The sequence below is a fragment of the Streptomyces prasinopilosus genome (assembly GCF_001419695.1).
Classification (GTDB): Bacteria; Actinomycetota; Actinomycetes; order Streptomycetales; family Streptomycetaceae; genus Streptomyces; species Streptomyces prasinopilosus.
This window is the reverse complement of record NZ_LIRG01000087.1, coordinates 1-13,559: the sequence shown is the minus strand read 5'-3', so window position 1 is coordinate 13,559 and position 13,559 is coordinate 1. Positions and strand designations below refer to the sequence as shown.

Below are 13,559 nucleotides of genomic sequence, written 5' to 3'. Positions count from 1 at the left end.
CTCGGCGGGGCCCATGCCCGTCAGGGCGTCGCGCACCGCCTGGACGGTCGCCGCGTCGGCGCCTTCCTCCTCCAGCGTCCGGCACGCCTCCCGTACGGACAGCTCGCGTCGTTTGGCTCCCGCCTCGTCGTTCTGGGCGGGATCGAAGTAGACGGTGGCCCACGGGCCGGGACGCTCGAACAGGGGCCCCAAAAATGACAGGTGCACTCTTTCTCCCTCATTCGTCCTGATATCCGGCTGAGTACCCGAAGGCCGGGGACGAACACACGGNNGGCGGGACCCCGCCCCCGGCGGGCCTGCCGGCCGGCGAGCAGCCTCTTCCCGCGGTCGCGTCCGGCGCCGTCGCGTCCGACGAGCGCCTTCCCGGCCGGCGCCGGGGCGTTCGGGCGCCGCGGACGGCCGGCGGGCGGGGACGTCAGGACGATGACGGGAGGTCAGCGGCGCCGGCGTACGAGGCGGCGGAACGCCCTCGGTCCGCCCGTCGGCGCGGGCAGCGCTCCCGCGACCGCGTCGTCCAGCAGGGTGCCGACCGTCTCGGCCGCACACGCGCGGTTGGCGCCGATGCCCCCCGACGCCCCGCGCTTGATCCAGCCCACGACGTACGTCCCCGGCCTGCCGGGCACCCGGCCGCGCTCGTGCGGCACGGTCCCGGTCTCCTCGTCGAACGGCAGTCCCGCCGGGGGCGCCCCGCGGTGGCCGACCGCCCGGAGCACCAGCCCGGCCGGTATCTCCTGCTCACCGGTGCCGCCGGTGACGCGCACCGCGCGGACGGTCCCGTCCCCGTGGACCTCGACGGGCGCGGAGAGGAAGCGGAGCACGATGCGCCGCCGTGCCGCCGCCCCGGGGGCGAGGGACCAGTCGACGGTCTCACGCGCCACGCCCCGCAGCAGCCCCGCCCTGTCCCCGGGACCGGCGGCGTCGATCGCGGCCCCGACGCGCGCGTCGTGGTCGTCCACGAGCAGGTCCACTCCGGGGAGGTGTTTCAGGGCGAGCAGTTCGGGCCCGGTGTACGCCGCGTGTTCCGGGCCGCGGCGTCCGAGCAGCACCACCTCGCGCACCTCGCCGCGGCGCAGTTCCTCCCACACGTGGCCGGCGAGCGCCGTGCCGGCCTGCGTCCTCGGGTCGAAGACCAGGAGCCGGGCGGCGTCGAGGGCGACGTTGCCGTTGCCGACCACGACGGCACGTCCGGTCCGGAGGGCGACCGCGTCCGGCGCGACCTCCGGGTGCCCGTTGGACCAGGCGACGAAGGTGGTCGCGGGAAGGCTGCCCGGCAGGTCCTCGCCGGGTATGCCGAGCCGGCGGTCCGCGGCGGCCCCCACGGCATAGATCACCGCGTCGTGGTGTGCGGCGAGTTCCGCGGGCGTGACGTCCGCGCCCACGTCGAGGCCGAGGTGCATGCGGACGCGGGGGTGGGTGTGGAAGCGGGCGAAGGCGTCGCCGATCCTCTTGGTCGCCGGGTGGTCCGGCGCCACGCCGTACCGGACGAGTCCGCCGGCGGCCGGGAGCCGGTCGACGAGGGTCACCTCGGAGCGGGTGTGGAGCAGCAGGTCCTCGGCGGCGTACATGCCGGCCGGCCCGGTGCCGACGACCGCCACCCGCAGCGGCCGGAAGTCCGGTGGCAGGACCCGGTCGAAGGCCGGTCCGCCCCAGGGGTGGAGGTTCGGGCCGGGGCCGGCCGTCCCGGAGTCCGCCGCTTCCTCCGCCTCCGCCCGTGACGTCGTCGCGGCATGCCCGAAGTGGGCCGCGTTGATGTCGGCGTACTCCCGCTGTCCGCCGGTCAGGGCGTCGACCGGGAGGACGGCGTCCACCGGGCAGGCGTCGGCGCAGGCGCCGCAGTCGATGCACGCCCTCGGGTCGATGTACAGCATCTCCGTGCTGCCGAAGGCCCGTTCCCCGGGCGCGGGGTGAATGCAGTTGACCGGGCAGACGGTGACGCAGGTGGCGTCCGTGCAGCAGGTCTGGGTGATCGCGAAGGCCATGTCGTCCGCTCGCCTGGAGGTCGTCAGATCAGGTGGGCGCGCCGGTAGAAGAACAGCGCGGGCTTGGTGAGCAGTCCGGCCGAGGCCAGGAAGTCCATCAGTCCGGAGCAGCTGGAGCGCATCATCGACTTGTGGTGCTCGTTGGCCTTCGCCTCGCGCAGGGCGCGCGCCTCGTCCAGTCCGGCGTTGGCGTAGACCTTCCGGTTGACCATGCTGGTGACGATGACGTAGGACGCCACGGCGATGACCAGCGAGTGGATCCGGCGGCGCACGCCTCCGGCGCGCGCGAGGTGTTTGCGCGTCTCCTCGCGGGCGAACTTCATGTGCCGTGATTCCTCGACGACGTGGATGTTGTTGATGGTCCGGACGAAGGGCACGACCCGTTCGTCGCGCATCCAGTCGCGCTGCATGACGTCGAGGACCTCCTCGGCCACCAGGATCGACGCGTACGCCGCCTCGCCGAACGCGACGGTCTTGAAGAGGCGGCCGAGTTCGACCGCCGTCCGGCGGGGGCGGTAGGCCGGCGCCCGGAGTTTGCGCGCGCCGCGGGCGAACATGATCGAGTGCCGGCACTCGTCGGCGATCTCGGTGAGCGCCCACTGGACGGTGTCGTCCGTCGGGTCCTTGGCGTAGACGTCCCGCAGCACCATCTGCTGCAGGATCATCTCGAACCAGATTCCGGTGCAGGCCACCGAGGCGGCCTCCTGACGCGTCAGCTCCTTGCGCTGCGCGTCGGTCAACTCGTTCCAGTACTCCGTCCCGTAGAGGGTGCTCCACTCCGGGCTGGTGCCGTGGAAGCTCTCGTCGAGCGGGGTCTGCCAGTCGACCTCGGTGAGCGGGTCGTAGGAGAGCCGCGCGGAGGAGTCGAGCAGCCGCCGGGCGGTGCCGTCCTCGGGCGCGGGGCTCTCGGCCTCCGGTCGCGAGCTGCTGATGGCCATGCTGGGACTCCTCGAGTCGGGTCCGGGAAGCGCCCCGCCCTCCCTTGCCATTACTGGCGGTAACAGCGCCTTGCTGACGAACCTTATAGCAAGAGTCGTCGTGTGCCCACCCTCGGGCCGCCCGCAGAGGCGGTGCCGTTGCCGTCGGCACCGTGCGCCGGGCGCCTCGTCCCGCCCGGGTGCGCCCGGGTCCGGGCAAGGTGGTGGACCGCCCCGGGGGACCTCCCGCCCCGGCTACGCCGAGGGGGCGGGCGGCACGCCCTCACCACCGGGTGGTGCGGTGAAGGCGGCGGGCGGCCCCGGAGCGGCTTGCGCGTCGCCGGGCAGCGGGCCCGCGGCGACGCCGGAGCGGGGTGTTCCCGGACGGTCACGAGGACGGCGTCGTACCCGGACCCCGGTGCCCCTCAGGACTCTCCCGCGAGCGCAGTTCGGCGACCGCGCTCCCGGCCTCCCCGGCCACCTGCGCGTCGGCCACGACGTCGTAGCGTCCGGCGACGATCTGGCTGCGGGAGGTGAAGTCGCGGCGCCCGCCGGTGAGGGCGTGGCCGATGAAGCCGAAGACCGCTCCGAAGACGGCGCCGTAGGCGATCCCGCTGAGCAGGAGGACGAGAGCGGTGTGGGATCCGGCCGCGAAGAGGGAGAGCAGCAGCCCGACGAGCAGGCCGAACCAGGCTCCCGAGCCCGCGCCGGCCAGGGCGGCGCGTCCGCGGGTGAGGCGGCCCAGCACGGTCTCGACCATCCTCAGGTCCGAACCGATGATCGCGGTGCGCTCGACGGGGAAGCCGCTGTCGGCGAGGAAGTCGACGGCTCGCTGGGCTCCTTCGTAGGTGGGGTACGACTCGACGACGACCCGGTCGGTACGGGGCGGGGACGGTTCAGCGGACATCGGTACGCTCCATGGTCTGGGGCCGCTCGGACGGCACGGCGGTCGGTGCGGGGAAGCCGGGCGGCCGCCCGGCTCCGTCACCGGGCGGCTTCGCTGCCGGCGGTGGCACCCCCGGCGGCGCCGCCGTCCACCGCCCGGATGTCGAGCTCGCCGTCCGCCGCGTCCACGCGGACGCTCGCGCCGGATTCCAGGGCACCCGACAGCAGCAGGTCGGCGAGCCGGTCGTCGAGCTCGCGCTGGATGGTGCGACGCAGCGGCCGGGCGCCGAACTCGGGCTGGTGGCCGAGGTCGGCGAGCAGGTCGGCGGCACCGTCGGTGACCTGGAGGGTGACGTCCTGGGCGTGCAGCCGGCGGCGGGTGTGCTCCAGGAGCAGGTCGACGATCTGCCGCAGCTGGCCGCGCTCGAGGCCGCGGAAGACGATGATCTCGTCGATGCGGTTGAGGAACTCGGGCCGGAAGTGCTGTTGCAGGGCGGGCATGACCGACGCGCGGACCTTGGCGTAGTCCTCGACGCCGGCGGAGAGGATGCGGTCGGCGCCGATGTTGGAGGTCATGATGACGACCGTGTTCTTGAAGTCGACGGTGCGCCCCTGGGCGTCGGTGAGGCGTCCGTCGTCCAGCAGCTGCAGCAGGACGTTGAAGACGTCCGGATGGGCCTTCTCGACCTCGTCCAGCAGCAGCACCGCGTACGGCCGGCGGCGCACGGCCTCGGTGAGCTGGCCGGCCTCGTCGTAGCCGACGTATCCGGGCGGGGCGCCGACCAGCCGGGCGACGGTGTGACGTTCCTGGAACTCGCTCATGTCGAAGCGGATCATGCGGTTCTCGTCGCCGAAGAGGGCGGCCGCCAGCGCGCGGGCGAGTTCGGTCTTGCCCACCCCGGTGGGGCCGAGGAAGAGGAAGCTGCCCACCGGCCGGTGGGGGTCGGCCATGCCGGCGCGGGCCCGGCGCACCGCGCGGGCGACAGCGGCGACGGCCTCGTCCTGGCCGACCACCCGCTGGTGCAGGTGCCCTTCCAGGCCCATGAGGCGTTCCCGCTCCTCCTGCGTGAGCTGGGCGACGGGGATGCCGGTGGTGCGGGAGACGACCTCCGCGATGTCCTCGGCCGTGACCTTCGGCTCGGCCTGCTCGTGGTCCTCGTCCTGCGCGGTCTTCAGCTCCTGTTCGGTCCGCCTGATCCGGTCGCGCAGGTCCTTGGCGCGCTCGTAGTCCTCCTCGGCGACGGCCTGGTCCTTCTCCCGGCCCAGCGCGGCGATGCGGTCCTCGATGTCGCGGGTGTCGGCCGGGGTGGTCCTGGCCCGCAGCCGGACGCGGGCCGCGGCCTGGTCCATCAGGTCGATGGCCTTGTCGGGCAGGAAGCGCGAGGTGACGTAGCGGTCGGACAGTTCAGCGGCGGCGACCAGCGCCTCGTCCTGGATGCGGACCTGGTGGTGGGCCTCGTAGCGGTCGCGCAGGCCGCGCAGGATCTCCACGGTGTCGTCGACGGTGGGCTCACCGACCAGGATGGGGGCGAAGCGCCGCTCGAGGGCGGGGTCCTTCTCGATGTGCTTGCGGTACTCGTCGACGGTGGTCGCGCCGATCAGGTGCAGTTCGCCGCGGGCCAGGGCGGGCTTGAGCATGTTGCCCGCGTCCATCGCGCCCTCGCCGCCTCCCCCCGCGCCGACGACGGTGTGCAGCTCGTCCAGGAAGAGCACCAGGTCGTCGCCGTGTTCGCCGACCTCGTCCAGCAGCTTCTTCAGCCGCTCCTCGAACTCGCCCCGGTACTTCGTGCCGGCGACCATTCCGGCCAGGTCCAGGGAGACCAGCCGCTTGCCCTCCAGCGTGACCGGCACGTCGCCGGAGACGATGCGCTGGGCTATGCCCTCGACGATGGCGGTCTTGCCCACGCCCGGGTCGCCGATCAGGACCGGGTTGTTCTTGGTGCGGCGGGAGAGGATCTCGATGGTCTGCTCGACCTCCTCGTCCCGGCCGATGACCGGGTCCAGCCTGCCCGCGCGGGCCTGTCCGGTCAGGTCACGCCCGAACTCGTCCAGGGTCGGTGTGCCGCTGGGCTGCTCGGCCGCCTGCCCGGGCGGAGCCGCGACGGCCTCGCCGCCGGCCTCGGCCAGGGTCCGCGCGGCCGACGACTCCGGGTTCGAGGCCAGGGCCTGCAGGATGTGCTCCGGCCCGATGTAGGAGGCGCCCAGGCGTCGGGAGAGCTGGTAGGCGTCCAGCAGCGCCCGCTTCGCCGACGGCGAGAGCTCGTTCGGACCGGGGCCCGGCGCCTCCTCCAAGGCGGCGTCGACGCCCAGGCGCCGGCCCAGCGCGTCCACGTCGACACCGGCCCCGGTGAGCATGCGCCGGGTGCTGTCCACCTCGAGCGCGGCGGCCAGCAGGTGCCGGGCGCCCAGTTCCCCACTGCCGTCCCGGGCCGCCGCCTGCTGAGCGCGTGCGACCAGCTCCCGGGCACGCTCGGACAGCAGGCTTCCGACGTCGACCTGCCGGGGCCGCCGTTGCGCGGAGGGGGGCCCGCTGCCGAAGAACCGGGTGAAGACGTCGTCGAAGTCGTCGAACGGGCCACGCCCGAAACCGAATCCCGGAGTGCTCATCTCCTGCGTCCTTCCCTGGGGCCTCGGCACCGTGTCACCGCGTGCGTGCGGAAGCGGGTCGCCGGTGCCTCGCACGGCGGTTCCCGCCGGTCAAACGCGTCGGGTGCGGCGCGACGAGGGGGACGGCCGGCGCCACCGTCCCGCACGACGGGGCCGCCGCGCCGCGCGGGGCGGACCTTTGCACCGGCTGCCGTCCCGTACCCCCTCCTCACCCGACCTGACGGGACCAGCCGCCCGCACCCTCACGACTCCACAGATACCGGACAAACGCGTGGAGTGCAGTCCGGACAGGACCGGCAGCGACCGGGCCCGGGTCCGCACCGGCGCCGGCACACCCTTCTCCCCCGTCGCCGTGGCCCGCGGGTGGGACCGCCGCTCACCGCCCGGTCCGGGCGAAGGCGGCCTCGTCCCGGCCTCCGTGCGGAACGGGCGGCCACCCCCTGTGTGGAGGTTTCTCCGCCGGAGATGTTTCAATTCGCATCCGGTTTCCGGGACCCGCTCGAGGGTGAGGCTCGATTCACCCGCACGAGGTCACCGGGGAAGGAAATACTGCTGTGCGGAAGTACCGCCGGTCAGTGAAGGAGATGAGGGCATGTCCGGGGTGGAGCCCACGCAGGCCCTCGGGGGGGAGTCCCCGCCCGAACCTGCCGCCACGCTCGGCAGGGCGCTGGAAGCCCTCGGGAGCGGCGCGTACGTCGTGGACGAGCAGGGCCACGTGCTCGCGGTCAACGCCCACGCCGAGCACCTGCTGGGCATGGCCGCGCAGGACATCCTCGGCCGCGACGCGCACGACCTGCTGCACCGGGACGCCCACGGCCAGCCCCTGCCGAGGGCCCAGTGCAGCATGCGGCAGGCCTTCCTCGCCGGGCGCACCACCCAGGTCGAGGGGGACTACTTCGCCCGCGGGGACGGCTCCCTGCTGCCCATCTCCTGGCTGATCACCCCCTATGACGTCGGCGACCGGGAACTCGGCACGCTCGTCCTCTTCCACCCCCGGAACTCACCGGAGATCGAACCCCAGCCGGAGGTGGCGGCCGGCCCGCTGCCGGAACTCGAACGGCTCGCGCTGCTGGCCGAGACCACCACCCAGCTGACCTCCACCCTCGACGTCGAGGAGGCGCTGCGCCGGCTGGTGACCCTGGTGGTGCCCCGGCTGGGGGACTGGGTCGTCGTCGATCTGATCACCGAGCGCGACGACGTGTGGCGCACCCTTGTCGTCCACGCGGACGGTGACGTCCTGGTGCGCCACGAGGCGCTGCAGGGACCGATGCCGCCGGTCCCGGAGGAGTCCCAGATGCCCTTGTCCAGGGCCCTTCGCGGGGTCGCCTCCGCCCTCGCCGGTCCGCAGACCTACCGGGAGGCACCGGATTCCGGCATCGCGCTCGAACAGCGCCGCCTGTTCGAGGCGACCGGCATCCGCTCCGCGGCCATCGCCCCCATCCGCAGCACGCGCGAGGTGCTGGGGGCCCTCACGCTGGGCCGTGCCGAGAAGCCGGTGGACTTCACCGTCGACGACCTCCCCCTGATCGAGGACATCGCCCGCCGGGCCGGCCTCGCCCTGGACAACGCGAGTCTCTACGAACGCCAGCGCAAGGTCGCGGAGACCATGCAGAACCACCTGCTGCCCCAGATGCCGCGCGTGCCCGGGCTGCAGATGACGGTGCGCTACCTGCCCGCGCCCGACGCCTCGCAGGTCGGCGGCGACTGGTACGACGCCTTCTCCCTGTCCGACGGCGCCACGGCACTGGCGGTGGGAGACGTCGTGGGCCACGACCTGGAGGCCGCGGCCGGCATGGCGCAGCTGCGCAACATGCTCCGCGCCTACGCCTGGACCCTGCAGGAGCCCCCCAGCAGGATCATCGGCCGACTGGACGAGGCGCTCCTGCACATCACCGACGTCGCCATGGCCACCGTGGTCTTCGCCCGGATCGAGGAGGCGGACGACGGCCGCTGGAAACTGTCCTGGACCAACGCGGGACACCCGCCGCCCCTGCTGATCAGCCACGACGGCCTGGCCGAGTACCTCACGGACGGCCACGGCATCCTCCTGGGCACCGGGACCCGCGGCCCCCGCACCGACGCCGTGACCCTCCTGCCCCCCGGATCCACCCTCCTGCTGTACACCGACGGGCTGATCGAGGAATCCGGCCGCACCCTCGACGAGGGGCTGCACCGGTTGCGCCGGCACGCCGCCGCCCTCGCCCACCGCCCGCTGGCCTCCTTCACCGACCATCTGCTGCGCCGGGTCCGCCCCGTCGCCAACGACGACGACGTCGCCCTCCTCGCCCTGCGGACACCCACCCTGAAGTGAACCCGGGCAGTGGTCCCCCGGCGGGTGTCCGGCCCGGACGCCCCGGGCCGGACGCCCCGGGTCGGTGTGCCCGGGCCGGTGTGCCCGGGCCTTCACCCCCGCGACCGCACCGGTCCGCGCGGCCGCACCGGCGTCCCCGCCGCACGCCGGCCGTGCGCGGCCGAGCCGGGCAGGGCGACGGCGCGCAGGAGGGCCGCCGGGGACGGCCTGCGGAGTGCGGCACGCACCAGCAGAAAGCCGATGAGGCCGCCCAGGGCGTTGGCGAGGAGATCGTTGACGTCGCAGGCCCGGCCGTTGTTGAAGACCACGTAACTCAGCAGCTGGGTCAGTTCGATGCACAGGCTCGCCAGCAGGCTCACCGCCGTCGCCCGGCGTACGCCGGACACTCGGCTGATCAGCGGCAGCAGCATCCCGAACGGTACGAACATGATCACGTTGGGGACGGCGGTCACGTCGAAGGTGACCAGGGGGATGAAGTTGATCTGCTGGAACCAGGGAGTCTGGTTGGCGTACTGCCCCCAGGTCACGGTGATGGGGAGGACGGTGATCGACAGCACCGCCGCGGCGTAGACGGCGGTGGCGATCCTCAGTGTCGCGTGCCGGCCGGTCCAGCCCGGCCGCGACCGGTGTGCGCGGACGGCGGTCACGGCGGCGAAGGCGATCAGCCCGGGTCCCAGTACGAGGAGAGGGGGGATGTCGAAGTTCACGTTCACGTCGGCCTCCTACGGCGTCCGGCAGCGGTTCGGTGATCAGCATCCGGCTCCGCGGTCCCCGCCCGGATCGGCGGAAAGACAGGACCTGAGCGGCCCGGCTACGACTTTCGGCAGAGGGGGGAGGCCGTCGGTCGGCATACGCTGCGCAGCATGTGTTTCCCTCGCAGGAGGCCGGGCGACGGCTTCCGCCCCCTTCGCTGCCTGCTGTGGACGGCCGCGACCGGCGCCGTGGTGGCCGCCGCGGTGCTGGACGTGCACTACGGCACCTTCCGGCAGCCGGGCACCGGGACCCTGCTGGGCGTCTCGGCCTCGGTGGCGGCCCTCTCGCTGACGGTTCTGCTCGCCCTGGTCGGGCGCGGCGCCCGGCCGGGGGTGATCGTCTTCCCGGCCGGGGCCGCCGCGGTCGCTTCGCTCGCCTGCTCCGCGGGTCTGCACCTGAGCGGCCGCGAGGCCCCGGCGTCCTCCGCCTACGGTGCCTTCGAACCCGTGGCCCTGCTGGTGGTGCTGGCGGTCACCGTACGGCGCGGTACGCCGGTGCCCGCGGCGGTCGTCGCCGTCGGCCTGCAGGCCGCGGTGATCGCACGGCCCCTCGCGCTGCACGTCAACGAGGGCAGCGTCATCGTCTCCTTCGTCCTGACGCTCGTGGCCGTGGCCGTGACGGGGGCGAGTGCGGCCGCCCGCCTGGTGGCGGCCGACCGGCGGCAACGGGAGCACCGGATCCGTCTGCACCAGAGGGTGGACCTGGCACGGGAACTGCACGACTTCGTGGCCCACCACGTGACCGGCATCGTCGTGCAGGCCCAGGGCGCGCAGGCGGTCGCCGCCAAACGCCCGGACCTGGTCGTGCCCGCGCTGGAGCGCATCGAGCGGACCGGCGCGGAAGCACTGGTCTCGCTGCGCCGCATGGTGGGCCAGCTCCGCGCCGAGGACGGCGGGGTGCCGCTCACCGCACCGGTGGAGATCCGCTCGCTGCGCGCCCTCGTCGCCGATTTCAGGATGCGGGGCGTGTCCTCGCGGCTCGTCGAGGACGGGCCCACGGAGACCCTGCCGCCGGAGGTGGCCGCCGTCGTCCACCGCGTGACGATGGAATCCCTCACCAACGTGCGCAAACACGCCCGCGACTGCCGCGACGTCCGGGTCCGCGTGCAGGTCCTCCCGCAGCAGGCCGTCGTCGAAGTCGCCAACGACGGCACGGCCCGCCGGCCCGCTGCCGACGGCTACGGCCTCAGGGGGCTGCGAGAACGGGTCACCGGGGCCGGGGGCACGTTCCGTGCCGGTGCCACCGCGGACGGAGGATGGCTGGTCCGCGCCTGCCTGCCGCTCGCCCCGGCCGGGACGGACGGGTCGTGATCCGCGTACTCATCGCCGACGACCAGGCCATCGTGCGCACCGGCATGGCCATGATCCTGGCGGCCGAGGACGGCATCGACGTCGTCGCCGAGGCCGTGGACGGCGTCCACGCCATCGAGGAGGCCGCCCGGCACCGGCCCGACGTCGTCCTGATGGACATCCGCATGCCGCGTCTCGACGGCCTGGACGCGCTGCGTGCGCTGACCCGCCCCACGGCGGGCCACGTCCCCAAGGTGGTCATGGTCACCACGTTCGACGACGAGGAGTACGTCGACACCGCCCTCCGGTCGGGTGCCTGCGGCTTCGTCCTCAAGGACTCCGGCCCCCGGCTGCTGGCGGAGGCGGTCCGGGCCGCGGCGGTGGGAGACTCCCTGATCAGTCCCTCGGTCACGGTCCGTCTGCTGCGCCGGCTGGGGGCGCCCGGTACGCGGCGGGCACCGGACACGGACCTCTCCCCGCGCGAGGTGGACGTCGTCCGGCTCGTCGCCCAGGGACTGACCAACGCCGAGATCTCGCACGCCCTGAACATCACGGTGGGCACGGTCAAGAGCCACCTGGGCAACGTCCAGGGCAAGCTCGCCGTCCGCAACCGGGTGGAGATCGCGGCCTGGGCGTGGCGGGTCGGGCTGGCCCGGACGGGCTGAGGTGCGGCGGGCCCCCGGGGCACCACAGCGGCGGGCCCGCCGGCCACCGCACCGCGCGCCGCGCCGGCCGCGTCCGGCTCACGACGTCGCGGAGGACCGCCCGCCGCCACCGCGGCGGGACGGACGGCGGCTCGCCGGCCCGCTCCGGACCCCGTGGTGCGGTGCCGCCCCGGCCGGGTCCCCCGGGGCGGCGCCGCGTGCGCGACAAGCGACAAGGAGGGGCGGCATCGTCGGACCACCGCCTCCGGACCGGACACCTCCCGCGTCTCCTGGGTGGTCCGACGAAGGCCCGTCGTTCGGCACGGCGGCGGCCGGCCGCGGCGGAGGGCCGCGCGTGCGGCCGCACGGCCGCGGGCGGCGGACGCACCGGTGCGACGGGACCGGAGCCGGCGGTGACGGGGCGTCGTCGGGCGGCTCGCCGTCCAGGGCGTGTCCGGCGTGCCACCGGGTACCCGGGGCCTCCGTGCGCGGGCCCGCCGCGCACGGACCCGGGCCGGGAGGCCTCCGGGGCCGACGGGGCCCCGCGGTCTCCGGCAGGAGGCGGGCGACTCCGCTGCTGTACGACCCCGACGGAGGACGGTATCGCGATGACCGAGTACGAGCGTTCACGGACCATGCCGGCACGACCCGAGCACGTCTTCGACCAGGCCGCCCACGTGGACCGGATGGAGACCTGGCTGCCGGAGGCCCTGCACGTGGACGCCGGGGAGCTTCCGGCCGTCACCGTGCACGAGGACCGCACCGACGAGGACACCTCCGCCCTGTTCCGTGCCCGGCCCGAGCAGATGCGGCTGGAGTGGGGCACCCGCGACCGGGGCAGCTACGCGGGATGGCTCCAGGTCGCCGGCATCGGCAGCGGGGCCAGTGAGGTGACCGTGCACCTGTCGTTCTTCGACGGCAGCCACGATCCCGGCGAGAGGGCCGCGGGCGACGCCCTGGACACCAGTCTCCGGCGCCTGGAGGAACAGGTGCGGCTGCGCGTGGACGACACGGCCGGATGAGGGACGGAGCGGACACCCCGTGGCACGCGTCAAGCAGTACGCCGTCGCCGCCTCCGGACAGTGGACGGACGAGGAGGAGGGCCGCCGCCGGCTGCCCGCCGGCGAGGTGCACGCCTGGGAGCCGGGTCTGAACCAGACCGTCTGCGGGCTGTCCCTCAGCCGCTCCCGGCTGGTCCGCTTCCCGCACGTCGGCTGGCCGGACACCTTCCCGGAGTCGGGAGGGGCGGCGGACCGGGTGCGGCGTCAGTGCCCGCGCTGCGCCTCGGTCGCCGGACGCCGTGGCGGCGACGCCCGTCCGCGGTGGCACCGCACCAACCCCCGGCCGTGAGTGCGGCCCCCCGGGGCGGTCCCCGACGGCTCCGACGCGCGGGACGCGGACGATCCGCCCCGTCCTCCCGGGCGGACGCCGCCGGCTCGTCCCGCACGCCCGCGCCCTCCGTCCGCCGCCCGGTCGGCCGTCCCGTACCTCCCAGGATCCGCCGGTTGGTCCGGCGGGGCCGGGGCACCCGCGTCCCGTCCCCGGTGGCCCGTGACGAAGGAGGGGCAGTGACGACCAGTCCGCTTCGCGACGACGAGCAGGACATCCTCTCCGAGACGGAACGCGTGCTGCGTCGTGATCGCCGCTTCGCCCGGCGCATGCGCGCCCCGCAGCGGCGCCGGTGGTCCCTGTGGGGCCGCGTGGCACGCCACCGGCCGCGCCCGTGGACCGTCGCGGTGCTGCTGGCGGTCTCCGCCGTCCTCATGGTGGCCGGCATCACGACCTCGGAGCCGGCGGTGATCGCGGTCTTCGCCGCCTTCTGGCCCGTGACGCTGTACCGGGTGTTCCGGCTGCTGTGCCGGTGGACGGAACCCTGAGCGTCCGGCGTCCTCCGCCCGCCAGGTGACGCGTCCGTCCCGCGTCCCCCGTCCACGCGCCGGGTGGGGCCGTCCGGAAGACGGCCCCACCCGGCGCGTGTGGTCCCGGGCCCGCGGGACGGACGTGGCCCGGGACCAAGGCGTGCCCGGGCTCGAGGCGTGCTCGGCGTTTCGGCCACCGCCGCCGTGCGCCTGCCCCGTTGCGCGACAAGGGTCGGTGCATCCCCCACGCTCCGCCACGCCCCGCTCCCGGGGGTCAGCACACGACCGAAACACAGGTGTTCGAAATGCCGGCCG

Annotated in this window: 11 protein-coding genes and 1 pseudogene; 6 read left to right on the top strand and 6 right to left on the bottom strand. The window is 74.3% G+C overall.

Features of this window, described 5'->3' with window-relative positions; translation table 11 throughout:
• The 5 genes and pseudogenes from AOK18_RS05245 to AOK18_RS05225 all read right to left on the bottom strand — a co-directional run.
• Nucleotides 1-207 (bottom strand): annotated as a pseudogene (locus AOK18_RS05245) (baeRF2 domain-containing protein); the annotation flags it as partial.
• Between the two features lie 227 nt (nt 208-434).
• Nucleotides 435-1,979: an FAD-dependent oxidoreductase gene (locus tag AOK18_RS05240; RefSeq protein WP_055572815.1), complete on the bottom strand. Its 1,545-nt coding sequence runs from the start codon at nt 1,977-1,979 to the stop codon at nt 435-437.
• 23 nt (nt 1,980-2,002) lie between these two features.
• A complete protein-coding gene (locus AOK18_RS05235) occupies nt 2,003-2,917 on the bottom strand; it encodes an AurF N-oxygenase family protein (protein WP_055572814.1) in 915 nt (304 codons plus the stop codon).
• A 367-nt stretch (nt 2,918-3,284) separates the two neighbouring features.
• Nucleotides 3,285-3,803, bottom strand: a complete 519-nt coding sequence (locus AOK18_RS05230) for a general stress protein (RefSeq protein WP_055693537.1) — start codon at nt 3,801-3,803, stop codon at nt 3,285-3,287.
• Between the two features lie 77 nt (nt 3,804-3,880).
• Entirely contained in the window at nt 3,881-6,388 is a 2,508-nt protein-coding gene (locus tag AOK18_RS05225; RefSeq protein WP_055693536.1) for an ATP-dependent Clp protease ATP-binding subunit, read from the bottom strand.
• A gap of 592 nt (nt 6,389-6,980) precedes the next feature.
• Between AOK18_RS05225 and AOK18_RS05220 the strand changes: the two genes are divergently transcribed.
• The gene (locus AOK18_RS05220) at nt 6,981-8,699 is read left to right on the top strand and encodes a SpoIIE family protein phosphatase (protein WP_055693535.1); all 1,719 of its coding nucleotides are present in this window, start codon (nt 6,981-6,983) and stop codon (nt 8,697-8,699) included.
• Between the two features lie 92 nt (nt 8,700-8,791).
• On the opposite strand, the gene AOK18_RS05215 is transcribed toward AOK18_RS05220, so the two are convergent.
• Nucleotides 8,792-9,412 (bottom strand): VanZ family protein, encoded by a 621-nt coding sequence (locus tag AOK18_RS05215; RefSeq protein WP_074995475.1) that lies wholly within the window; start codon nt 9,410-9,412, stop codon nt 8,792-8,794.
• A gap of 150 nt (nt 9,413-9,562) precedes the next feature.
• Here AOK18_RS05215 and AOK18_RS05210 point away from each other — a divergent pair, with 150 nt between their 5' ends.
• From AOK18_RS05210 to AOK18_RS05190, 5 genes are all read left to right on the top strand, one after another.
• Entirely contained in the window at nt 9,563-10,762 is a 1,200-nt protein-coding gene (locus AOK18_RS05210) for a sensor histidine kinase (protein WP_079104854.1), read from the top strand.
• Nucleotides 10,708-11,406 carry a response regulator gene (locus AOK18_RS05205; protein WP_175400300.1) on the top strand — a complete coding sequence of 233 codons (699 nt, stop codon included), beginning with the start codon at nt 10,708-10,710 and terminating at the stop codon, nt 11,404-11,406. Before AOK18_RS05210 ends, AOK18_RS05205 begins: the two co-directional genes overlap by 55 nt.
• A gap of 587 nt (nt 11,407-11,993) precedes the next feature.
• On the top strand, nt 11,994-12,407 hold the full coding sequence (locus AOK18_RS05200; RefSeq protein ID WP_055572808.1) for an SRPBCC family protein: 414 nt from the start codon (nt 11,994-11,996) through the stop codon (nt 12,405-12,407).
• Between the two features lie 19 nt (nt 12,408-12,426).
• Nucleotides 12,427-12,735 (top strand): hypothetical protein, encoded by a 309-nt coding sequence (locus AOK18_RS05195; protein WP_055572807.1) that lies wholly within the window; start codon nt 12,427-12,429, stop codon nt 12,733-12,735.
• 218 nt (nt 12,736-12,953) lie between these two features.
• Entirely contained in the window at nt 12,954-13,262 is a 309-nt protein-coding gene (locus AOK18_RS05190; RefSeq protein WP_055693534.1) for a DUF3040 domain-containing protein, read from the top strand.
• Nucleotides 13,263-13,559 lie beyond the last annotated feature (297 nt).

Excerpts from the sequence above, each read along its gene's own strand:
- AOK18_RS05210 (WP_079104854.1), top strand. The coding sequence starts at position 9,563 with ATGTGTTTCCCTCGCAGGAGGCCGGGCGACGGCTTCCGCCCCCTTCGC.
- AOK18_RS05220 (WP_055693535.1), top strand. The coding sequence starts at position 6,981 with ATGTCCGGGGTGGAGCCCACGCAGGCCCTCGGGGGGGAGTCCCCGCCC.
- AOK18_RS05230 (WP_055693537.1), bottom strand. The coding sequence starts at position 3,803 with ATGTCCGCTGAACCGTCCCCGCCCCGTACCGACCGGGTCGTCGTCGAG.
- AOK18_RS05205 (WP_175400300.1), top strand. The coding sequence starts at position 10,708 with ATGGCTGGTCCGCGCCTGCCTGCCGCTCGCCCCGGCCGGGACGGACGG.
- AOK18_RS05225 (WP_055693536.1), bottom strand. The coding sequence starts at position 6,388 with ATGAGCACTCCGGGATTCGGTTTCGGGCGTGGCCCGTTCGACGACTTC.
- AOK18_RS05200 (WP_055572808.1), top strand. The coding sequence starts at position 11,994 with ATGACCGAGTACGAGCGTTCACGGACCATGCCGGCACGACCCGAGCAC.
- AOK18_RS05235 (WP_055572814.1), bottom strand. The coding sequence starts at position 2,917 with ATGGCCATCAGCAGCTCGCGACCGGAGGCCGAGAGCCCCGCGCCCGAG.
- AOK18_RS05240 (WP_055572815.1), bottom strand. The coding sequence starts at position 1,979 with ATGGCCTTCGCGATCACCCAGACCTGCTGCACGGACGCCACCTGCGTC.